The organism is Streptomyces sp. NPDC085944 (assembly GCF_040686295.1).
GTDB classification, from domain to species: Bacteria; Actinomycetota; Actinomycetes; order Streptomycetales; family Streptomycetaceae; genus Streptomyces; species Streptomyces salinarius.
Genome location: NZ_JBFBJX010000005.1, coordinates 466,441 through 487,273 on the forward strand (window position 1 = coordinate 466,441; position 20,833 = coordinate 487,273).

Consider the following 20,833-nt stretch of genomic DNA (forward strand, 5'->3'; position numbering starts at 1 on the left):
ACCGGCCCCGCCGATCATCCCCCGTCGGCGGGGCCCTCCTTGCGCCTGAACCGGCGCCGCTCTCGCGGACCTGGTTGCTCGCCGTCGTGGTTCCTCCATTGATGGTTGCGGTACCTGTTGGTGAGATGTCGGTGCCGCGGGCCGTGCTGTCGGTGGGATGTCGGTGCTTTGTCGGTGGCCGCTGCCATCGTCTGGGGCATGAAGCGAATCGACGACATCCCCCGGGCCGCGGACAGCGCGGTCGCCGTGCGGGGGCTGGTCAAGCACTACGGCGAGACCAAGGCGCTGGACGGCGTCGACCTGGACGTGCGCGAGGGCACCGTGATGGGCGTGCTCGGGCCGAACGGCGCCGGCAAGACCACCCTCGTACGCATCCTGTCCACCCTCATCACCCCCGACTCCGGCCAGGCGCACGTCGCCGGGTACGACGTCGTACGGCAGCCGCGGCAGCTGCGCCGGGTCATCGGGTTGACCGGGCAGTACGCGTCCGTGGACGAGAAGCTCCCCGGCTGGGAGAACCTCTACATGATCGGCCGGCTGCTCGACCTGTCCCGCCGGGACGCCCGCACCCGCGCCGACGAGCTGCTGGAGCGGTTCTCGCTCACCGAGGCCGGCAAGCGGCCCGCGTCCACCTACTCCGGCGGCATGCGGCGCCGGCTCGACCTGGCCGCCTCCATGATCGGGCACCCGGCCGTGCTGTTCCTGGACGAGCCCACCACCGGCCTCGACCCGCGCACCCGCAACGAGGTGTGGGACGAGGTCAAGCGCATGGTCGGCGACGGCGTGACCGTGCTGCTCACCACGCAGTACATGGAGGAGGCCGAGCAGCTCGCCTCCGAGCTGACTGTCGTGGACCGCGGCAAGGTCATCGCGCACGGCGGCATCGAGGAGCTGAAGGCCAAGGTCGGCGGCCGCACCCTGCGGGTCCGCCCGGCCGATCCGCTCCAGCTGCGCCCGCTCGCCGCCTACCTGGACGAACTCGGCATCACCGGGCTCGCCAGCACCACGGTGGACACCGAGCGCGGTGCCGTCCTGGTGCCGATCCTCAGCGACGAGCAGCTGACGGCCGTGGTCGGCGCGGTCACCGCGCGCGGCATCACCGTCCGTGCCGTCACCACCGAACTGCCCAGCCTGGACGAGGTCTTCCTGTCCCTCACCGGCCACCGCGCCAGTGCCCCGCAGGATCCCGCGCCCGCCACCGACGACGCCCGCGAGGAGGTCGCCGTATGAGCGCCACCACCACCGCCCCCGCACCCGCACCCGCACCCGCCGTCACCCCCGACGCGCGGATCTCGCTGCGCGCGCACGTCCGGCACACCGGGGCCCTGGTCCGCCGCAACCTGCTGTGGATCCGGCAGGACCCGGAGTCGATGTTCGACGCGCTGCTGATGCCGATCGTCTTCACCCTGCTGTTCGTGTACGTCTTCGGCGGGTCGATCGGCCAGGCCCTGGGCGGCGGGCAGGACGGCTATGTGCAGTACGTGATCCCCGGCATGATCGCGATGATGAGCATGACGCTGTCCCAGGGCGTCGGCACCGGCTTCAGCCAGGACTTCAACTCCGGTGTCATGGACCGTTTCCGGTCGCTGCCGATCGGGCGCGGCTCGGTGCTCTTCGCGAAGATCGCGGTCGAGATGGCGCGGATGCTGTTCGCCACCACGGTGCTGATGATCGTCGCCGTCCTGGTCGGCTTCGACATCGACCACTGGGCCGGGCTGTTCGCGGCGGTCGGCCTGTCCGCGGTGTTCGCCTCGTCGATCATGTGGGTGTTCCTCACCCTGGGCGTGGTCCTGAAGAACGCGCAGTCCGTGCAGGCGATGGGCTTCATGGTGCTGTTCCCGCTGCAGTTCGGCTCGTCGATCTTCGCGCCGACGCAGTCGATGCCGGGCTGGCTGCAGTCCTTCACCGACTACAACCCGTTGTCCACGCTCGCCGACGCGGCGCGCGGGCTGATGGTGGGCGGGCCGGTCGCGCACGACCTGTGGATCACGCTCGGCTGGTCGGTGGCGATCACGGCGGTGATGGCGCCGGTCGCCATCCACAAGTTCCGTACGAAGACCTGAGCGTGGCGCGGGCGGCGTACCGCTCGTGCGGGTCAGACGAGGGCGGCGGCCTCCTGTGCGGAGAGCCGGCCGCCCTCGGCGTACGCGGCGTCGTACGCCTCGGGACCGAGCGCCTCGCGGACCCGCTCGACGGCGCGTTCGCGCGCGTCGCGCTCCATGCCCGTCGACACGTGGCCCGGCGACAGCAGGGCGTCGGCGGCGCCCAGGCAGCGCGCCCCGTCCGCGGCCAGGCGCCGGTCGCCCGCGCGGGCCATCGCCATCGCGGCGATGGTCAGGTAGGCGGAGCGCATGTGCGGGGCGATGGCCGTCGCCAGCGGGTCCTCGGCCCGTTCGAGCGACCGGCGGACCTTGGTCAGGCACTCCTCGTGCCGGCCCTCCAGCGTGGCGATCCAGGCCTCCGCGGCGAGGATGAAGGCGTCGAAGACCACGAAGTGGGCGATGGAGAACTCCTCGCGCAGCAGCCGCAGCTGCTCGCCTGCCTCGGCGGTCCGCCCGGTCGTGCCGAGCCGCCCGGCGAGGAACAGGCGGGCCGCGGGCATCGCGCCGTTGTGGCCCGTCCCCCGGGTGCGTTCGATGACGTCGCGCAGGATGCGCTCGCCCTCCTCGTACTCGCCCGACTCCAGCAGCACACTGCCGAGGCGGGCGTCGAGGACGTCCACCTGGGCGTGGGCGCCGAGCCGCTCGGCGTGCTGCGCGGCGGCCCGGTAGTCGTCGGCGGCGAGACCGTACTCGCCGACGCGCTCCCGGGCCTCGGCGCGTCCGGAGAGGGCCTCGGCCATGCCCCAGGCGTCGCCGAGACGGCGGTAGATCTCCAGCGACTCGTCGGCGTCGCGGAGCGCGTCGCCCGCCCAGTCGGTGCGGTTGGCGAGCATCTGGGCGCGCATCTGCAGGCCGCCGGCCAGCTCCCACTCGTAGCCCGGGGTGTCGCGACACGTGCGCAGGGTGGCGTCCATGATCTCACGCAGCCGGGTCATGTCGCCGGTGAGCATGACGGCGAAGAACCAGAGCAGGCCCGGGCTGGAGCAGGTCTGCGGCATCCCCGGCTCGTACGTGGCCGCGATGACGCGCAGCTTGCGCTGGGACGCCGGGTTCTGCCACGCGTCGAGTTCGGTGTCCATGCAGGCCAGGTGGGCCAGGTGGACCCCGCGGCGGGCCTCGGCGAGGACCTCTCCGGTCATCGGGGGCGGGGCGGAGGTGCAGCGCTCCCACAGCGGCTGGGCGGGGCGGACCGGTTCGGTGAAGGGGTCCGGGCCGAGCGCCATGACCTCGGCGAACCAGTTCCGGGCCTCGACCCGCAGGTCCCGCGTGAACCAGTACCAGACCAGCGACAGCGCCAGGCACAGTGCCTCCTGCTCGTCGCGCTCGGCGACGGCGTGGCGCAGGGCGGTGCGCAGGTTCTCGTACTCGCGCTCCAGCCGCTCGATGGCGGCGAGTTGCTGCGGACCGCGGAGCAACGGGTCGGTGGTGCGGGCGAGTTCGCGATAGTACGTGAGGTGGGCGCGGGCGGCCGCGGGGCGGGCACCGGCCTCGTCGAGGCGCTCGCCGGCGTACTCGGCGACGGTCTCCAGGAGGCGGTAGCGCATGCCGTCGCCGGTGCCGCGGTCGGTCACGGGGGCGGCCACGACGAGGGACTTGTCGACGAGGGAGCCGAGGGCGTCCAGCGCGGCGGGCCCGCACACGGCCTCGGCGGCGGCGAGGTCGCAGCCGCCCGCGAAGACGGACAGCCGTCCCAGGACGTCGCGTTCGTCCGCGTCGAGCAGGTCCCAGGACCAGTCGACGACCGCGCGCAGGGTCTGCTGGCGGGGCAGGACGGTGCGACTGCCGGAGGTGAGCAGCCGGAAGCGGTCGTCGAGGCGGTCGGCGATCTGGCGCGGGGTGAGGATCCGGAGCCGGGCGGCGGCCAGTTCGATGGCGAGCGGCAGCCCGTCGAGGCGGCGGCAGATCTCGGCGCAGGCGGCGGCGGTCTCCTCGTCGGCGTCGACGCGGAAGCCGGGGCGGGCGGCGGCGCCCCGGTCCGCGAGCAGCCGCAGCGCGGCGGGTTCGGGCAGCGGCTCCACGGGGCGCAGCGACTCCCCCGGTACGCCGAGGGGTTCGCGGCTGGTGGCCAGGACGGTGAGGTGGGGGCAGCGGGCGAGGAGTTCCTCGGTGAGGCGGGCGGCGGCGTCGACGACGTGCTCGCAGTTGTCGAGGACGATCAGCATGCGGCGCCGGCCGCAGTGCTCGACGAGCCGCTCGACGGCGGTGTCCTGTCCCTCGGAGGCGGTGACGGCCCGCATCTCCTCGGCGCCGGCGCGGTAGAGCACGGTCTCGCGGGCGCCGACGGCGGTCAGGACGGCCTCCGGTACGTCGGCGGGGTCGTCGACGGGCGCCAGCTCGGCCAGCCACACGCCGTCGGGCGCGGTGTCCCCGGCCCCCTCGGCGGCCTCCTGCGACAGCCGCGTCTTGCCGGCCCCGCCGGGCCCGAGGAGGGTGACGAGCCGGGTGCTCGCCAGGTCGGCGCGCAGGGTCTCCAGGTCACCGTCCCGGCCGACGAAGGAGGTGAGCCGGGCGCGCAGGTTGCCCCGCACGCGGGTCGCCGCGGCACGCGGCGGCCGGGGCGGGGCGGGGGCGGCCGTTCCGGCGGGCCCGGCCGGGACGGCGGGCGTCACGCCCGGCGCGGTGGCCGCGGGATCGGCGGCACCCAGGAGTTCCGTGTGCAGGGCCCGCAGCTCCGGCCCCGGGTCCGTGCCGAGGCGGTCGGCGAGGAGGCGGCGTACGGCCTCGTAGGCGGCCAGGGCCTCGGCGGTGCGGCCGGTGTCGCGCAGGGCGCGCAGCCGCAGGACCTGGAGGGGCTCGTCCAAGGGGTGGCCGTCGCACAGGGCGGTCAGCTCGGGCAGGGAGTGCTCGGCCCGGCCGAGGTCCAAGGCGGCGGTGTGGCGGGCGCGCAGGGCGTCGACGTGCCGGGTCTCCCAGCGGGCCGCCTCCGCGGTGCGGTCGGGCAGGTCGGCGAGGACGGGGCCGTGCCACAGCGCGAGGGCGTCGTCGAGCACGACGGCCGCCTTCGCGGGATCGCCGTCGGCGAGGGCGCGGGTGCCCTCACCGGCGAGCCGGTCGAAGCGGTGCAGGTCGACGTCGTCCGGTGCGGCGGTGAGCCGGTAGCCGCCGTCGGCCGAGGCGACCGCCTGCGCGCCCAGCGCCCGGCGCAGCCGCCCGACCAGTGCCTGCAGGGCGCCCGGTGCGTCGGCGGGCGGGTCGCCGTTCCACACCTCCTCCACCAGCAGCCCGGCCGGGACGGCGCGGCCGGCCCGGAGGGCGAGCACGGTCAGCAGGGCACGCAGCCGCGCCCCGCCGAGCGGAACGGCGGTGCCGTCGGAGCGGAGTGCCTGTGTGGTGCCGAGGATGCGATAGCGCACGGGCCCATTGTCCCTGCTGCCCTCGGAGCCGGTCACGGGGTTTCCTGCGCGCGGCGTGCCCGGCCTCCCCCTCCCCCCGTCCCCCTCCTCTCCCCTCCCCTCCTCTCCGGAACGACCGCCGCCCGCGAGACGTTTCCCCCGTGCGCCCGGTACGGTCGGGCAGTCCCGCACCCTCGCGGGTGCCGTCACGCGTGCCCGACAGTCAGGGAGTTCCATGTCCACCGCCACCGCCCGCCCCAGTGACCGGAGGATCAGTCCCGTCTTCCTCGGGATCGTCGCCGTCGCCGCGGTCACGGGCTGGGCCACCTGGACCGGGTTCGCCGAGCAGCCGGGGCTCGCCGTGTTCCTGTTCGTGACGGCCGCGTGGGTCGTGTCGCTGTGCCTGCACGAGTACGCGCACGCCCGCACCGCGCTGCACAGCGGCGACATCTCGGTCGGCGCGAAGGGCTACCTCACGCTCAACCCGGTGAAGTACACCCACGCCCTGCTCAGCATCGTCCTCCCCGTGCTCTTCGTGATCATGGGCGGGATCGGGCTGCCCGGCGGTGCCGTCTTCATCGAGCGCGGGCGGATCAGGGGGCGGTGGCGGCACAGCCTCGTCTCGGCGGCCGGGCCGCTGACGAACGTGCTGTTCGCCGTCGTGTGCACGGCGCCGTTCTGGCTGGACGCGCTGGACGGCGTGCCGCGCGACTTCCGGCTCGCGCTGGCCTTCCTCGCGCTGCTCCAGGTCACGGCCGCGATCTTGAACTTCCTGCCGGTGCCGGGCCTGGACGGCTACGGCGTGATCGAGCCGTGGCTGTCGTACAACGTGCGGCGGCAGGTGGAGCCGCTCGCGCCGTTCGGGTTGCTGCTGGTGTTCGCGCTGCTGTGGATCCCGGCGCTCAACGGCGTGTTCTTCGACGCGGTCGACGCGCTGCTGCGGGGCCTCGGGATCGGCGAGATCGACACGTACTGCGGCTTCGAGCTGTACCGCTTCTGGCAGACCGACCCGCTGTGCACGCCGGGCGGCTGACGCCGCTCAGGAGGAGGTGGAGGTGCGGCGGGCGTCGCGGCCGCGCTTGACGTAGTACCAGCACATGTTGGACGAGAGCCCCGACAGCAGCACCCACACGACGCCGATCACGATGCCGCCCCGCACGAAGGAGACGACGGCGGCGGCCACGGCGAGGACGCAGACGGCCAGGGCGTAGCGGGCGAGGCGGGGCATGGGAACGGCTCCTGTCGGGGGGACACTGATGCCCACCAGTGTCCCCCATCGCCTCATACGTCCGTGACGCGGAGCCCGGCGTGTGCCTTGTAGCGGCGGTTGACGGAGATCAGGTTGGCGACCAGCGACTCGACCTGGTGGGCGCCTCGCAGCCGCCCGGCGAAGACGCCGCGCATGCCGGCGATGCGCCCGGCGAGGGCCTGCACGATCTCCACGTCGGCGCGCGCCTCGCCGAGCACCATCACGTCGGTGTCGATCTCGTCGATCTCCGGGTCCTGGAGGAGGACCGCGGAGAGGTGGTGGAAGGCGGCGGCGACCCGGCTGTCCGGCAGCAGGGCGGCGGCCTGCTCGGCGGCGCTGCCCTCCTCGGGCTTGAGCGCGTAGGCGCCCTTCTTGTCGAAGCCGAGCGGGTTGACGCAGTCGACGACGAGCTTGCCGGCCAGTTCCGCGCGCAGGGATTCGAGGGTTTCGGCGTGGCCGTCCCACGGCACGGCGACGATCACGACGTCGCTGCGGCGGGCGGTCTCGGCGTTGTCGGCACCCTCCACGCCGTAGCCGATCTCCTCGGCGGCGGCCACGGCGCGCTCGGCGGCGCGGGAGCCGACGACCACCTTCTGGCCGGCCTTGGCGAGGCGGTACGCGAGGCCCTTGCCCTGGGGCCCGGTGCCACCGAGTACGCCGACGACCAGCCCGGAGACGTCGGGCAGGTCCCAGGGGTCCTTGGCCGGAGCCTTGGCGGGGGCCTTCTGTGCGGCGCTGTCCGCACTGTCGGTAGAGGTCATGGGGGCGACCCTACGTCCGCGACGGCCCGCCCGGGAGCACGGGTGCCGCTCGGTGGCAGCCGGCCCCCGGCCGGGTGAATCCGGGGCGAACGCCGGACCGCGCGGAGGGGGCTGCGGCAGGATGCGGCCGCATGGACGCCGTACGGGTCGCGCTGTTGCGGGAAGTGCTCGCCGGGACCGAGTGGCTGGGGGCCACCCGGTCCTTCGCGGGGGCGTTGCGCGGGTCGGTGGTGCCGCACGGGGGCGGTCTGCTGCTGGTGGGCACCCCCGGGTACGAGCCCTGGCACCTGGCGGCGCACCTGGTGGACGAGGCCGCCTGGTCGGGGACGCCGGAGCTGGCGCCCACGCTGGTGCGACACGGCGCGCGTCCCTCGGACCCGGCACATCTGGCGGTCGGTCTGGGGCGGCTGGCGGCGGCCCGGCGCGGGGAGACGCTGCTGGTGGTGACACCCGACGGTCCCGGCGCCGGGCTCCTGGAGCGGGTGCACGACGCGCGCCGGGCGGGTGCGACGGTGCTGGCGCTGGGCACCGACCGGGAGCCGGGCGAGCGGGAGCTGACGGCGATGGCGCACGAGACGCTGACCGTCCCGGACGGCGCCGAGCTGGACCTGGACACGGTGCAGCACCTGGTCAGCGCGTCGGCCGGGGAGAACGCGGTGCCGCCGCCCCGGGGCCGCCGCCGTTTCCGGGACCGCCTCTCCCGCCTGGCCGACCACCTGACGGCACCACCGCCGTCGGGATGGTGACCCCCACCGAAAAACGAACCGCCCCCCGACCGACTCGCCCCGCCCCGGCCGCCCTCCTCACGGCACCGCAGCCGCAAGCGCCGGTCAACCTCCGCTCCCCGTCCCGCCCTGCCCCGCCCCGCCGCCGGTTCCGGAGCCGCCCGTCCCGCCCGGCCGAGCCGCTGACCACGCCGCCGCCGTCCACCCGGCGACCGGTGCCCTCCGACCGGTGGAGGTCGCCCGGTGGCCGTCGCCGCGAAAACCGGTTGCCCGTGGTCGTGTGCCGCCGGACGATGGCCCCTCGTGACCGAGACCTCCCCCACCGACGTGCCCGCGGGGACGCCCGCCGAGCAGCCGGCCGGCCTGCGTGCCCTGTTGCCCGACCTCTCTCCCTGGCGGGCGTCCCGGGACTTCCGGCGGCTGTGGGTCTCCGGTCTGATCACGAACTTCGGGAGCTTCCTGACGTTCGTCGCGCTCCCCGTGCAGATCAAGGAGCTGACGGGTTCGGCGGCGGCGGTGGGCGCGATCGGGGCCGTGGAGCTGGTGCCGCTGGTGGTCTTCGGGCTGTACGGCGGCGCGCTGGCCGACGCCTGGGACAAGCGGAAGCTGATCCTGTGGACGGAGGCCGGTCAGGGCGTGCTGTGCGCGGCGCTGCTGGTCAACGCGCTGCTGCCGAGCCCGGCCGTGTGGCCGCTGTACGTGATCGCCGCGTTCACCTCGGCGCTGGGCGCGGTCCAGCGCCCGGCCCTGGACTCGCTGATCCCGCGGATCGTGGCCCACGAGCACCTGCCCGCCGCCGCCTCGCTGAACGCGCTGCGCTGGCAGGTCGGCGGCATCGCCGGACCGGCGCTGGCCGGCGTGGTGGTGGCATACGCGGGTCTCGGCTGGGCGTACGCGGTGGACCTGGCCACCTTCGCCGCCTCCGTGGCCCTGGTGGCGGGCCTCGCCTCCTCACCGGCCTCGCACGAGGCGGGCAGGCCGTCGTGGGCGGCGATCGCCGAGGGCGCCCGGTACGCGTGGAGCCGCAAGGAACTGCTGGGGACGTACGCGGTCGACGTCGCGGCGATGCTGCTGGCGATGCCGCTCGCGGTACTGCCGTTCCTGGCCGACGAGTTGGACGCCGAGTGGTCGCTGGGGCTGATGTACGCGGCAATTCCGGCGGGGTCGCTGCTGGTGAGCGTGAGCAGCGGTTGGACGTCGCGGGTGCACCGGCACGGGCGGATGGTGGTGCTGGCGGCGGCCGGGTGGGGCCTGGCGATCGCCGCCGCGGGCTTCGCCGGGAACGTGTGGCTGGTGCTGCTGTGCTTCGTCCTCGCCGGGGCCTGCGACATGGTCAGCGGCGTCTTCCGCAGCGCGATGTGGAACCAGACCATCCCGGACGAGCTGCGCGGCCGGCTCGCCGGGATCGAGCTGCTGTCGTACTCGGTGGGCCCGCAGCTCGGCCAGGTCCGGGCGGGCGGCACGGCCGCGCTCGCCGGGGTGCGGGCCTCGGTGTGGTCGGGCGGGCTGCTGTGCGCGGGTGCGGTGGGGCTGCTGGCGCTGTGCCTGCCGACGATGATGACGTACGACGCGCGGACGAACGAGCACGCGGTGCGGCTGCGCGAGAGGCGCGCAGCCGACGCGGGCGGGTGACCGGCCCGCGCGTGACCGACCGGCTCCGCGCGTGCTCAGTCGTCCCGGTCGCCGTCGGCGCTCCCCGTCGAGGAGGCGTCGTGCCACTTGGGGTCGTTCTCCCACTCGAGGTTGCGCTCGTGGGCCGTCTGCATCGCGTGCTCGGCCTCCGTGCGGGAGGCGTACGGCCCGAAGCGGTCCCGGCCCGGGCAGTCCGGGCCCTCCTCGACCTTCTGGTGCTCCAGGCAGTAGTACCACTCGCCCGGTTTGCCGACCGTGCGCTTCTTGAACAGGGCCATGGACAGCTCCTCTCGCCACCGACATGTTCCCCCATGCGTGCTGGTTAGACTCGCTGCATGTCTGGCCAGTCGCTGCTCGTCCCGGGGGAGCTGTCCCCCACCCGTTCCGTGCCCGGAAACATCCGCAGGCCCGAGTACGTCGGCAAACCCGCGCCGACGCCGTACACCGGTCCGGAGGTGCAGACGCCCGAGACCGTCGAGGCGATGCGCGTGGCCGGGCGGATCGCGGCGCGGGCGATGGAGGAGGCCGCGAAGCACATCGCGCCCGGCGTGACGACGGACGAACTGGACCGGGTGGCGCACGAGTACATGTGCGACCACGGCGCCTACCCGTCCACGCTCGGCTACCGGGGCTACCCCAAGTCCCTGTGCAGCTCGGTCAACGAGGTCATCTGCCACGGCATCCCCGACTCCACGGTGCTGCGCGACGGCGACATCGTGAACCTGGACGTGACGGCGTACATCGGCGGGGTGCACGGCGACAACAACGCGACCTACCTGGTCGGCGACGTGGACGAGGAGAGCCGGCTGCTGGTCGAGCGGACCCGCGAGTCGCTGGCCCGCGCGATCAAGGCGGTCAAGCCGGGCCGGCAGATCAACATCATCGGCCGGGTCATCGAGTCGTACGCGAAGCGGTTCGGGTACGGGGTGGTGCGGGACTTCACCGGCCACGGCATCAACACGTCGTTCCACTCGGGGCTCATCGTCCCGCACTACGACAGCCCGCACGCGACGACCGTCATCCAGCCCGGGATGACCTTCACGATCGAGCCGATGCTGACGCTGGGGACCCACGAGTACGACATGTGGGACGACGGCTGGACGGTCGTGACGAAGGACCGCAGGCGCACGGCGCAGTTCGAGCACACGCTGGTGGTGACGGACTCGGGCGCGGACATCCTGACGCTGCCCTGACTGACGCCGATACACGTCCGCACGTCGTCCGACGGCCCGCCCTCCCCGGAGGGCGGGCCGTTTCGCGTCCGGGTGGGTACGCTTTTACCGACATCCCGTCGGCAAGGCTATTGCCTTAGGTAAGCCTAACCACAGAAAATCATGCTCATGGACTCCTTCTCGACGCTCATCCGCACCGCTTCCCACGAGCAGCACGTGGAGGCGGAGACCTCGACGTTCATGAGCGACCTGCTCGGCGGCCGGCTCGGCGTCGACGCGTACGCGCGCTACACCGAGCAGCTGTGGTTCGTCTACGAGGCCCTGGAGACCACCGCCGGACGGCTGGCGTCGGACCCGGTGGCCGGGCCGTTCGTCCGGCCGGAGCTGCTGCGGCTTGCCTCCCTGGAGCGGGACCTGGCGCACCTGCGCGGCACCGACTGGCGCGCGGGCCTGACCGCCCTGCCCGCCACCGAGGCGTACGCGGCCCGGGTGCGCGAGTGCGCCGAGGAGTGGCCGGCGGGGTACGTCGCGCACCACTACACGCGCTACCTGGGCGACCTGTCCGGCGGGCAGATCATCCGCGACAAGGCCGAGCGGACCTGGGGCTTCGCCAGGAAGGGCGACGGGGTCCGGTTCTACGTCTTCGAGGAGATCCCCAACCCGGCCGCCTTCAAGCGGGAGTACCGCGACCTGCTGGACGGCATCCGCGCCGACGACCTGGAGAAGCAGCGGGTGGTCTCCGAGTGCAAGCGCGCCTTCGCCCTGAACACGGCGGTCTTCCGAGCGCTCGGCGAGGAGTACCCGCTGTCCGCCTGAGCCACCCGCCGTCCGCCCGGGTCACCGCTCCAGGCGCACCCGCCCGCCGATCTCGACCCAGCCCTCGGGCTGCGGTGCGGTGAGGATCTGGGAGCCGACGCCCTGGGTGATGTTGAGTGCGCGGCCCAGCCCTGCGGTCAGCAGCAGCGCCGCCGCGCCCGTCGCCTCGTCCTCGTCGATGCCGTCGTCCCGGCCCGGGAAGGCGCGGGCGCGCACCCGGCCCGCCGCCTCGTCCTCCCACGCCCAGGCGTAGACCCACTCGCCCTTCGGCGGCACCGCGAGGTCGTCGACCTCGGCGACGGTGGCGTACTGCCGCAGCGCGCGCGGCGGGGCCCACTCGGGCCGGGCCTCGATCCAGCTGAACTCCCCGTCCAGCCGGGCGCCCACCACCCCGGCCGGCGTGACGAGTTCGGGCACGTCGAGCAGCCAGGCGGTGCCGACGCAGGGGTGGCCGGCGAAGGGCAGGCGCAGGGTGGGCGTGTAGATGTCGACGGCGCCGCGCTCGGGGTCGTCGACGAACACGGTCTCGCTGAAGCCGAGTTTGGCGGCCAGCTCCTGCCGCCGCTCGGGCTCGGGCAGTACGGATCCGTCCCGGACGACGCCCAGTTCGTTGCCGTATCCGCCGTTCGGCGCGCAGAAGACCCGCAGTACGTCGTAGTCGGTCACCGGGGCATTCAAGCACCACCGGGGGACCGCCGGAGCGGCGTGGGGCCTTCAGCGCCGCCTATCCGCGCACGTTTCCGTCGGCGTGGCGGTGGGAGCGGCTGCTCCGGGGGCTCCACGGGCAGCGGCAGCGGCACCAGCTTCGCCCTTGACGAACCCTTGACCTTCCCATGGGCACCTCATTGAGCCATCGTGACCGGCCCGTGCTCATACACCGTCCATGAGATTCGGATCACCGCACGGACGGGTTTTGCCTAGGAAATCCTTAGGTATGTTAGGGCAGCCTCACCTTCCCTCAGAGGCCCGTCACGCGCACTTTTCGGCCAGCCCTTGGAGCCCCGCATGCGAGCCGCCAGACTCACCGCCGTCACCGCCGTCGCCACCGTCGCGGCCCTGACCGCCGTCACGGGCTGCACGGAGAAGAGCGGTGCCGAGGACGGCGAGCACGTGATCACGGTGACGGCGACGGACGACACGTGCGAGGTCTCGAAGCCGGAGTTCCCGGCCGGGCACGTCGAACTGGCCATAGAGAACAAGGGTTCCAAGGTCACCGAGGTCTATCTCCTCTTCCCCGACGACCGGGTGGTCACCGAGCGGGAGAACATCGGCCCCGGCACCAAGCAGCGGGTCACCGCAGAGGTGAAGGCCGGCGACTACCGGATCGCCTGCAAGCCCGGCATGAAGGGCAAGGGCATCCGCCAGGAGGTGACGGCCACCGGCGGCAAGGCGGCCGAGCGCGACCCGCGGCTCGACAAGGCCGTGGCCGCCTACCGCCAGTACGTGCAGGCGCAGGCCGACGAGACCCTGCCGAAGGCCGAGGCGTTCGCGAAGGCGGTCGAGACGGGCGACCTGGAGGCCGCGAAGAAGGCGTACGCCACCTCCCGCATCGGCTGGGAGCGCACGGAGCCGGTCGCGGAGTCCTTCGGCGACATCGACCCGAAGGTGGACGTCCGCGAGGACGGCCTGGAGGAGGGCCAGGACCCGGCGACGGACTGGACCGGCTGGCACCGCCTGGAGAAGGCGCTGTGGCAGGACGGGAAGATCGGCGACCGGGAGAAGGAGCTGGCCGCCACCCTGGTCACCGACCTGAAGGACTGGCAGAAGCGGGTCGGCACGGCGGACATCACCCCCACCTCCATGGCCAACGGCGCCAAGGAACTGCTCGACGAGGTCGCCACCGGCAAGGTCACCGGCGAGGAGGAGCGCTACTCGCACACCGACCTGGTCGACTTCAAGGCCAACGTGGAGGGCGCGCAGAAGTCGTACGAGCTGCTGAAGCCGGTCGCCAAGGAGAACGACGCGGCCCTGACGACCGAGCTGGACCGCCAGTTCGGGGCGCTGAACAAGCTGCTCGACCAGTACCGCCCGAGCACCTCCTCCTACGAGTTCACCTCCTACGACAAGGTCGGCAAGGCGGACCGCAAGGAGCTGTCGGACGCGGTCAACGCGCTGGCGGAGCCGCTGTCCAAGCTCGCCGCGGCCGTGGTCACCAAGTAGGCGCGGGGAGACGACGATGACGGACACCGAGCCCTCCTCCCCCGGCCCCGGCAAGGCCCCCGCCCCATCGCGGCGGGCGCTGATCGGCTGGGGCGGCGCGGGCCTCGCGCTCGGCGCCGCCGCGGCGGCCGGCGGTGCGGTGGCGATGGACCGCACCGGCGACGACGTGGACCCGGCCGGTGCCGACGCGGGCTCCGCCGTTGCCTTCCACGGCGCGCACCAGGCGGGCATCGCCACGCCGGTGCAGGACCGGCTGCACTTCGCGGCGTTCGACGTGACGACCGAGGACCGGGCCGCGTTCGTCGCGCTGCTCAAGGAGTGGACGGCGGCGGCCCGTGCGATGACCGCCGGTCACGCGGTGGGCGAGGGCGCCTACGGCGGCCTGCCCGAGGCCCCGCCGGACGACACCGGCGAGGCGCTGGGCCTCAAGCCGTCCCGGCTGACCCTCACCATCGGCTTCGGCCCGTCCCTGTTCGCGAAGTTCGGCCTTGCCGACCGGCGTCCCGAGGCCCTGGCCGACCTGCCGAAGTTCCCCGGGGACAACCTCGACAAGGCGCGCAGCGGCGGCGACCTGTGCGTCCAGGCCTGCGCCGACGACCCGCAGGTCGCCGTGCACGCGATCCGCAACCTCGCCCGGATCGGCTTCGGCAAGGTCGTCGTGCGCTGGTCGCAGCTCGGCTTCGGCAAGACCTCGTCCACGACGCCCGACCAGCAGACGCCCCGCAACCTGCTCGGCTTCAAGGACGGCACCCGCAACATCGCGGGCACGGAGAAGGACCGCCTGGAGAAGTTCGTCTGGGTCGCCGAGAAGGACGGACCGGCCTGGATGGCGGGCGGTTCGTATCTCGTCGCCCGCCGCATCCGCATGCACATCGAGACCTGGGACCGGACCTCCCTGCAGGAGCAGGAGGACGTGTTCGGCCGCGACAAGGGCGAGGGCGCGCCGGTCGGCAAGGCCAAGGAACGCGACGAGCCGTTCCTGAAGGCGATGAAGCCCGACGCGCACGTCCGTCTCGCCCACCCCGACTCCAACGGCGGGGCGACGCTGCTGCGCCGCGGCTACTCCTTCACCGACGGCACGGACGGCCTGGGCCGCCTGGACGCCGGTCTGTTCTTCCTCGCCTACCAGCGCGACGTGCGCACGGGCTTCATCCGCGTCCAGCGCAACCTGGCGACCGACGCGCTCAACGAGTACATCCAGCACGTGGGTTCGGCGGTCTTCGCCGTGCCGCCCGGGGTCCGCGACGCGGACGACTGGTGGGGCAGCACGCTGTTCGGCAAGGAGGCGTAACCGTGTTCTCCAACTACCTGATCGGACTGCGCGAGGGCCTGGAGGCCTCGCTCGTCGTCTGCATCCTGATCGCCTATCTGGTCAAGACGGGCCGCCGGGACGCCCTGAAGCCCATCTGGGCGGGCATCGGCGTCGCGATCGCCATCGCACTCGGCTTCGGCTGCGCGCTGGAGTTCGGCTCGCAGGAGCTGACGTTCAAGGCGCAGGAGGCGCTGGGCGGTTCGCTCTCCATCCTGGCCGTGGTCCTGGTGACGTGGATGGTCTTCTGGATGCGCCGCACCGCCCGGCATCTGAAGGCGGAGCTGCACGGCCGGCTGGACGCGGCCCTGGCGATGGGCACCGGCGCACTGGTGGCCACCGCGTTCCTGGCGGTCGGCCGGGAAGGCCTGGAGACGGCCCTGTTCGTGTGGGCGTCGGTGCACGCGGCCAGTGACGGCACCCCGCGGCCGCTGATCGGCGTGGCCCTGGGACTGGCGACGGCGGTGCTGCTCGGCTGGCTGTTCTACCGGGGCGCGCTGCGCATCAACCTGGCCCGGTTCTTCACCTGGACCGGCGGCATGCTGGTCGTCGTGGCCGCGGGCGTCCTCGCGTACGGCGTGCACGACCTGCAGGAGGCCGACCTGCTGCCGGGCCTGACGAAACTGGCCTTCGACATCAGCGACACGGTCGACCCGTCCAGCTGGTACGGCACCCTGCTCAAGGGCGTGTTCAACTTCCAGCCCGATCCCACCGTCCTCCAGGTCACGGTGTGGCTGCTGTACCTGGTCCCGACGCTCGCGCTCTTCCTCGCCCCGGTAGGGTTCGCCTCCGGGAAGGGGAAGGTGAAGGAACCTGATGAGCCAGGACCGCGGCCCTCGAAGGCCCCGCAGGCTTGAGAAGTGCGCGCTCATATCCGCCTCGGCGACCGCTTTGTCGTTGGCGGCGAGCGGATGCGTGGTGGTGCACGGTGAGCGCGAGGTGCTCCCCTCGGCCACCCGGGCCGAGGCCGCGAAGGCGCTGGAGCAGTTCACCACCGCGTACAACGAGGCCGACAAGGCGTTCGACGCCGATCTGGACGCCGACCGCACGACGGGCGCCCTCGCCGCGATCGACTCCGCACGGCTGGAGGCGGGGGCGGCCAACCACCCGGACGGCAATCCGAAGCACACGCCGCTGGAGCTGACCGACGCCGAGTTCACCATCCCGAAGAAGGCGGGCTGGCCGCGCTGGTTCCTCGCGGACACCAAGGCCAACAAGGGCGGCGACGCCCGCTGGTTGCTGGTGTTCACCCGCGACGGCCTGGAGGACACCTGGGAGGCGGCGTACCTGACGCTGGTCGCCCCGGGCAAGGTGCCCGAGTTCAAGACCGACGCGGACGGCTGGGCGGAGGCCGTGCCCGCGAACGCGACCGACGTGAGCATGCCGCCGGCCGAGCTGAGCAAGGGCTACACGACGTATCTGCAGGACGGCGGGAAGACCTTCGCGGACGGGACGCACACCAGTTCCTGGCGCGCGCTGCGCGAGAAGCGGTCGACCCGCCCCGGACTGGCCACGCAGTACATCGACGAGCCGCTGGCGAACGGCGACTACGCGCCGCTGGCGCTGCGGACGAAGGACGGCGGGGCGCTGGTGTTCTTCACCACCCGGCACTTCGAGAAGCAGACCGCCGCGCGGGGCGCGTCGGTGCCGACGCCGAACAAGGACGTGCTGGCGCTGACGGACGGCGAGATCAAGCAGTCGCTGACGATGGAGTTCGTCTCCAACGAGGTGGCGCTCGACCCGGCGGACGGGCCGGTGTCGGTACTGGGCCGCGTCCAGGGCCTGACATCGGCGAAGGGCGAGTAGCCGCCGCGTCTGCCGCGGATCCTCAGCGGCGCAGCGGCCAGGCGGCACCCGCCTGGTCGCTCTCCTCGCCGGCGTGCCGGGCGCAGGCGTCGGTGAGGGTCTCCAGGAGGGTCAGCGGGTCGGGCAGCGGGTGCTCGGGGCCGCGTACCCAGTGCACGGTCCGGCCTTCGCCGGGCAGCCGGGCCGGCGGCACCAGCACGTAGGACCCGCGGCAGTGCCAGCGCAGTCCGGGATGCTCGTCCATGGTCTCGGGGTGGCAGTCCAGCTCGCAGGGCCACCACTCGTCCTCGTCCTCGGGCGTACCGCGGGTGAGGGTGAAGAACATCATGCGCCCGTCGTCGCTCTCGGCGACCGGCCCGACCTCGACACCGGCGTCGAGCAGCCGCCCCAGCGCCTCGCGACCGGCCCGGAGCGGCACGTCGAGGACGTCGTGCACCATGCCGGTCGCGGTGATGAAGTTGGCCTCGGGCTGGTGCCGGACCCAGCGCTCGATCTGGGCACGGTCGGTGGTGGACTGCGTCTGCCAGGCGAACGACACCGGGTGCCGGGCCGGGGTGGGACAGCCCACGCGGTCGCAGGAGCAACGGTATCCGGCGGGGTGCGCGGCGGGCGCCAGGGGCAGTCCCGCACCGGCGGCGGCGAGCAGCAGATCCTCCCGGCCACCGTCTCCGGCGGCCTCCTTGGGACGGCGTCCGCGCAGCCACGAGGAGAGTTTGCCCTGCAGACCGCTCCGACCGCCGAACTCCGCGCTCATCTATCCCCTTGCCCTCACCGTCGTGCGCACCAGCATGCCCTATCGTTCCACCATTTAGCGCTTCGGGGTCGCGAAGGGACAAACTTCCCTGGTCAGGCTGACCCGCTCAGCGAGGGGCGAGCCCGTGCAGCGCGTAGTCGACGAGGGTGTCGGTGTAGGCGTGGGAGAACGGCCCCGTGTGCTGGAGCCAGCGCTGGGCGAGCGGGGAGACGAAGAGCTCCAGGGCGATCCGCGGGTCGATGTCCTGCCGCACCTGGCCGGCCTGCTGCGCGGAGCGCAGCCGGTCGGCGTGGAGCTGCAGCGACGGCTCCAGGAGCCGCGCCACGAAGGTCCGGCCCAGTTCCTCGTTGACGACGCCCTCCGCGGCCAGGGCACGGTAGGGGGCCTCGAACCTCGGGTCCCGCAGTTCATCGACGGTGGCACGCAGTACGGCCTTGAGGTCGGCGGCCACGTCACCGGTGTCCGGAATGGCGTACGCCTCCTCGCCGGCGGCCTCCACGAGCCGGTCACCGAGGTCGAGGAAGGCCTCCAGCAGGACGTCCGCCTTCGAGGACCACCAACGGTAGATCGTCTGCTTGCCGACGCCGGCGCGGGCGGCGATGCCCTCGATGGTGGTCTTGGGGTAGCCGACCTCGCCGACCAGCTCCAGGGCGGCGTCGTAGATGGCCTGGCGGGACCGCTGGCTGCGCCGGGTGGCGTCGGGGTGCGGCCGCTCGGCGGCGGCGGCGGGGGTTCGGGTGGACTTGTGTGTGGCCATGCTCCGAAGCTACCAGGTTGACAAGACGCCGCGTCTCGCCGACGGTCGGGCTCAGCGGCGCGGCGCCCGCGCGTTCTCCAGGTAGTGCAGAACGGCCGCCACCCGCCGGTCGACCTGGTCTGCCGGGGACAGGTCGAGCTTGGCGAAGATGCTCCGGATGTGCTTGTGGACGGCCCCGTCGGTGACCACGAGCCGCCCGGCGATGGCGCTGTTCCCCAACCCTTCGGCCATCAGACCGAGCACCTCCCGCTCCCGCGGACTGAGCCGTTCCAGCCGGGTGTCCTGCCGCGTCCGGGTGAACAGCTGGGCGACGACCTCCGGATCGATGGCGGTACCACCACCCGCCACCCGCCCGAGCGCGTCCATGAACTCCTCGACCCGGCCGACCCGCTCCTTGAGCAGATAGCCGAGGCCGCCGACCCCGCCGGTCAGCAGGTCGGTGGCGAAGGACTGCTCCACGTACGCGGACAGCACCAGAACGGCGAGTCCGGGACGCCGCCGCCGCGCCTCGACGGCCGCGCGGACGCCTTCGTCGGTGTGCGTGGGCGGCATGCGCACGTCCAGGATGGCCACGTCGGGCTCGTGCGCGTCGATGGCGTCCAGTACCGACTCGGCGCTGTCCGCGGTGGCCACCACGTCCATCCCCTCGGCCCGCAGCAGCAGGGCGAGCCCCTCGCGCAGCAGCGGGTCGTCCTCGGCGATCACGATCCGCAGGGCATGGTGCACACGTTCCACGGGGAGGTCCACTTCCAGGTCGTCGGGCGCAACGACCTTACTCGGTGGTGCGGTTGACGACGCCCGTCACCCGTCCCCGGCCGGCCAGGGGTCGCCCCAGGCCGCGTCCCGGGCCGCCTTGTACAGGTCGCCGTGGCGTTTGGTGACCGTCTGCCGCCGGATCCGCTCGTCGGGTTCGCACAGGTCGAGCAGGACCTGGCCCTTGCGGATCTGCGGGCGCCGGACCACGCGGGAGGGGGCGGGTTCGGCGGGGAGCCGGGTGGCGGCGACATAGCTGAACTTCTCGTCCTCGTAGGCGAGGGAACCGCTCTTGACCTGCCGGTGCAGGCTGGACCGGCTGACGCGGGCCGCGAAGTGGCACCAGTCCGTGCCGGGCACGATGGGGCAGGCGGCACTGTGCGGACAGGGCGCGGCGACCCGGAACCCGGCGGCGATCAGCCGGTCGCGGGCCTCGATGACGCGGGCGTACCCGGCGGGGGTGCCGGCCTCGACGATCACGACGGCCTGCGCGGCGCCGGCGGCGGCGTCGACGAGGGCGGCGCGGTCGGACTCGGTCAGCTCGTTGAGCACGTAGGACACCGTGACGAGATCAGCACTCCCGACGCTGAGCCCGGCTCCGATCCGGGCGCGCTGCCAGCGGGCGTCGCGCAGGGCGGGGAGCGAGGCGGCGATCTCCCGCCCGAGGGCGAGCGCGGGCTCGGCCCAGTCGAGCACGGTCACCGGGCGCGGGCCGTCCCAGGTGTCGCTGACGGCCCAGGTCGCGGCGCCGGTACCGCCGCCCACGTCCAGGTGGCTGCCGGGTGCCCAGTCCGGCACGGCCGCGGCGAACTCGGCCAGCGCGGAGCGTACGGCGGCGAAGGTGGCAGGCATGCGGTACGCGGCGTAGGCGACGACGTCGGCGCGGTCACGGAGGATGGGGGCGTCGGTCGGGGTGTCCCCGCGGTAGTTGGCGATCAGCCGCTCCACGGCCTGCGCGGCCTGGCGGGGCGGGAGCCCGTCGACGAGGTCGGCGAGGGTGGCGCGGAGGGTGTCGGCGGGGTGGTTCACCTGGCGATTGTACGAGGCACTCCGTGGGGGCGCGGGGTGGGTCCGCGGGCCCGGGGCCGCCCGGTCACCCCCGCGGGGGTGGGGGGCGGGGCGGGTCACGCGGCCCGGCGTTGCGGAGTGCCCGGCGCGGGTGTGGGCGCGGGGTGGGGGACGCGGGCCGGCGCTGGCCGGGTGCCTCCCCCAGTGCCTGAACGGCCTGGGAGTTACCCCCACCGCCCACCCGTGCCGCCCCAGCGGCACGACTGCCCGCAGCGAGGGCGGCAGGCATGGCGACTGCCCGCAGCAGCAGCAGCGGCGGCGGTGTGGCGGCCTGCCTGCAGCTGGGGCGGCGGGGAGCCGCGTACGGCGGGGACGGGGCAGTGACGTGGGGCGGCCGGCAGCCGCGTACGGCGAGGAGGGGTCGGGTCGGGGGGTGTCCGCCCGCAGCGGTTGGCGCGTCAACACCGGGGAAGATCTGTGGCCGACCGATTCCGCGC

General features: G+C 73.4%; 20 protein-coding genes. 11 read left to right on the forward strand and 9 right to left on the reverse strand.

The window, feature by feature from the left end:
• Positions 1-198 precede the first annotated feature (198 nt).
• A complete protein-coding gene (locus AB0P07_RS13095; protein WP_365549203.1) occupies positions 199-1,230 on the forward strand; it encodes an ATP-binding cassette domain-containing protein in 1,032 nt (343 codons plus the stop codon).
• The gene (locus AB0P07_RS13100) at positions 1,227-2,063 is read left to right on the forward strand and encodes an ABC transporter permease (RefSeq protein WP_349606203.1); all 837 of its coding nucleotides are present in this window, start codon (positions 1,227-1,229) and stop codon (positions 2,061-2,063) included. The genes AB0P07_RS13095 and AB0P07_RS13100 overlap by 4 nt, the downstream gene beginning before the upstream one ends.
• Positions 2,064-2,095: 32 nt before the next feature.
• On the opposite strand, the gene AB0P07_RS13105 is transcribed toward AB0P07_RS13100, so the two are convergent.
• The gene (locus tag AB0P07_RS13105) at positions 2,096-5,455 is read right to left on the reverse strand and encodes a BTAD domain-containing putative transcriptional regulator (protein WP_365549207.1); all 3,360 of its coding nucleotides are present in this window, start codon (positions 5,453-5,455) and stop codon (positions 2,096-2,098) included.
• Between the two features lie 214 nt (positions 5,456-5,669).
• Here AB0P07_RS13105 and AB0P07_RS13110 point away from each other — a divergent pair, with 214 nt between their 5' ends.
• Entirely contained in the window at positions 5,670-6,467 is a 798-nt protein-coding gene (locus AB0P07_RS13110) for a site-2 protease family protein (RefSeq protein WP_365549210.1), read from the forward strand.
• 6 nt (positions 6,468-6,473) lie between these two features.
• On the opposite strand, the gene AB0P07_RS13115 is transcribed toward AB0P07_RS13110, so the two are convergent.
• Together AB0P07_RS13115 and npdG are read right to left on the reverse strand one after the other, a co-directional pair.
• Positions 6,474-6,662: a hypothetical protein gene (locus AB0P07_RS13115; protein WP_365549213.1), complete on the reverse strand. Its 189-nt coding sequence runs from the start codon at positions 6,660-6,662 to the stop codon at positions 6,474-6,476.
• A gap of 53 nt (positions 6,663-6,715) precedes the next feature.
• Complete coding sequence (gene npdG, locus AB0P07_RS13120; protein WP_365549215.1) at positions 6,716-7,444, reverse strand: NADPH-dependent F420 reductase; 729 nt, start codon at positions 7,442-7,444, stop codon at positions 6,716-6,718.
• 131 nt (positions 7,445-7,575) lie between these two features.
• Between npdG and AB0P07_RS13125 the strand changes: the two genes are divergently transcribed.
• A complete protein-coding gene (locus tag AB0P07_RS13125) occupies positions 7,576-8,190 on the forward strand; it encodes a hypothetical protein (RefSeq protein ID WP_365549218.1) in 615 nt (204 codons plus the stop codon).
• A gap of 282 nt (positions 8,191-8,472) precedes the next feature.
• The gene (locus AB0P07_RS13130) at positions 8,473-9,801 is read left to right on the forward strand and encodes an MFS transporter (protein ID WP_365549221.1); all 1,329 of its coding nucleotides are present in this window, start codon (positions 8,473-8,475) and stop codon (positions 9,799-9,801) included.
• A 35-nt stretch (positions 9,802-9,836) separates the two neighbouring features.
• Here AB0P07_RS13130 and AB0P07_RS13135 read toward each other — a convergent pair whose 3' ends face one another.
• The gene (locus AB0P07_RS13135; RefSeq protein ID WP_365549224.1) at positions 9,837-10,079 is read right to left on the reverse strand and encodes a hypothetical protein; all 243 of its coding nucleotides are present in this window, start codon (positions 10,077-10,079) and stop codon (positions 9,837-9,839) included.
• Positions 10,080-10,136: 57 nt separating this feature from the next.
• Here AB0P07_RS13135 and map point away from each other — a divergent pair, with 57 nt between their 5' ends.
• The gene (gene map / locus AB0P07_RS13140) at positions 10,137-10,994 is read left to right on the forward strand and encodes a type I methionyl aminopeptidase (RefSeq protein WP_102930101.1); all 858 of its coding nucleotides are present in this window, start codon (positions 10,137-10,139) and stop codon (positions 10,992-10,994) included.
• Between the two features lie 147 nt (positions 10,995-11,141).
• The gene (locus tag AB0P07_RS13145; RefSeq protein WP_365549227.1) at positions 11,142-11,789 is read left to right on the forward strand and encodes a biliverdin-producing heme oxygenase; all 648 of its coding nucleotides are present in this window, start codon (positions 11,142-11,144) and stop codon (positions 11,787-11,789) included.
• Positions 11,790-11,810: 21 nt separating this feature from the next.
• Here AB0P07_RS13145 and AB0P07_RS13150 read toward each other — a convergent pair whose 3' ends face one another.
• The gene (locus AB0P07_RS13150) at positions 11,811-12,455 is read right to left on the reverse strand and encodes a PhzF family phenazine biosynthesis protein (RefSeq protein WP_365549230.1); all 645 of its coding nucleotides are present in this window, start codon (positions 12,453-12,455) and stop codon (positions 11,811-11,813) included.
• A gap of 339 nt (positions 12,456-12,794) precedes the next feature.
• Here AB0P07_RS13150 and efeO point away from each other — a divergent pair, with 339 nt between their 5' ends.
• The 4 genes from efeO to AB0P07_RS13170 are packed head-to-tail and all read left to right on the forward strand — an operon-like array spanning position 12,795 to position 17,064.
• Positions 12,795-13,949 carry an iron uptake system protein EfeO gene (gene efeO / locus AB0P07_RS13155; protein WP_365549233.1) on the forward strand — a complete coding sequence of 385 codons (1,155 nt, stop codon included), beginning with the start codon at positions 12,795-12,797 and terminating at the stop codon, positions 13,947-13,949.
• A gap of 16 nt (positions 13,950-13,965) precedes the next feature.
• On the forward strand, positions 13,966-15,240 hold the full coding sequence (gene efeB / locus AB0P07_RS13160; RefSeq protein ID WP_365549236.1) for an iron uptake transporter deferrochelatase/peroxidase subunit: 1,275 nt from the start codon (positions 13,966-13,968) through the stop codon (positions 15,238-15,240).
• A gap of 2 nt (positions 15,241-15,242) precedes the next feature.
• The gene (gene efeU, locus AB0P07_RS13165; protein ID WP_164413712.1) at positions 15,243-16,115 is read left to right on the forward strand and encodes an iron uptake transporter permease EfeU; all 873 of its coding nucleotides are present in this window, start codon (positions 15,243-15,245) and stop codon (positions 16,113-16,115) included.
• Positions 16,075-17,064: a hypothetical protein gene (locus tag AB0P07_RS13170; protein WP_365549239.1), complete on the forward strand. Its 990-nt coding sequence runs from the start codon at positions 16,075-16,077 to the stop codon at positions 17,062-17,064. The genes efeU and AB0P07_RS13170 overlap by 41 nt, the downstream gene beginning before the upstream one ends.
• Before the next feature lie 22 nt (positions 17,065-17,086).
• On the opposite strand, the gene AB0P07_RS13175 is transcribed toward AB0P07_RS13170, so the two are convergent.
• The 4 genes from AB0P07_RS13175 to AB0P07_RS13190 all read right to left on the reverse strand — a co-directional run bounded on the left by AB0P07_RS13175 (position 17,087) and on the right by AB0P07_RS13190 (position 20,357).
• Complete coding sequence (locus AB0P07_RS13175) at positions 17,087-17,818, reverse strand: bifunctional DNA primase/polymerase (RefSeq protein ID WP_365549242.1); 732 nt, start codon at positions 17,816-17,818, stop codon at positions 17,087-17,089.
• A 106-nt stretch (positions 17,819-17,924) separates the two neighbouring features.
• A complete protein-coding gene (locus AB0P07_RS13180; RefSeq protein ID WP_365549245.1) occupies positions 17,925-18,575 on the reverse strand; it encodes a TetR/AcrR family transcriptional regulator in 651 nt (216 codons plus the stop codon).
• Positions 18,576-18,626: 51 nt separating this feature from the next.
• On the reverse strand, positions 18,627-19,289 hold the full coding sequence (locus AB0P07_RS13185) for a response regulator transcription factor (protein WP_309318553.1): 663 nt from the start codon (positions 19,287-19,289) through the stop codon (positions 18,627-18,629).
• 87 nt (positions 19,290-19,376) lie between these two features.
• Complete coding sequence (locus tag AB0P07_RS13190) at positions 19,377-20,357, reverse strand: small ribosomal subunit Rsm22 family protein (protein ID WP_365549248.1); 981 nt, start codon at positions 20,355-20,357, stop codon at positions 19,377-19,379.
• Between the last annotated feature and the right edge of the window lie 476 nt (positions 20,358-20,833).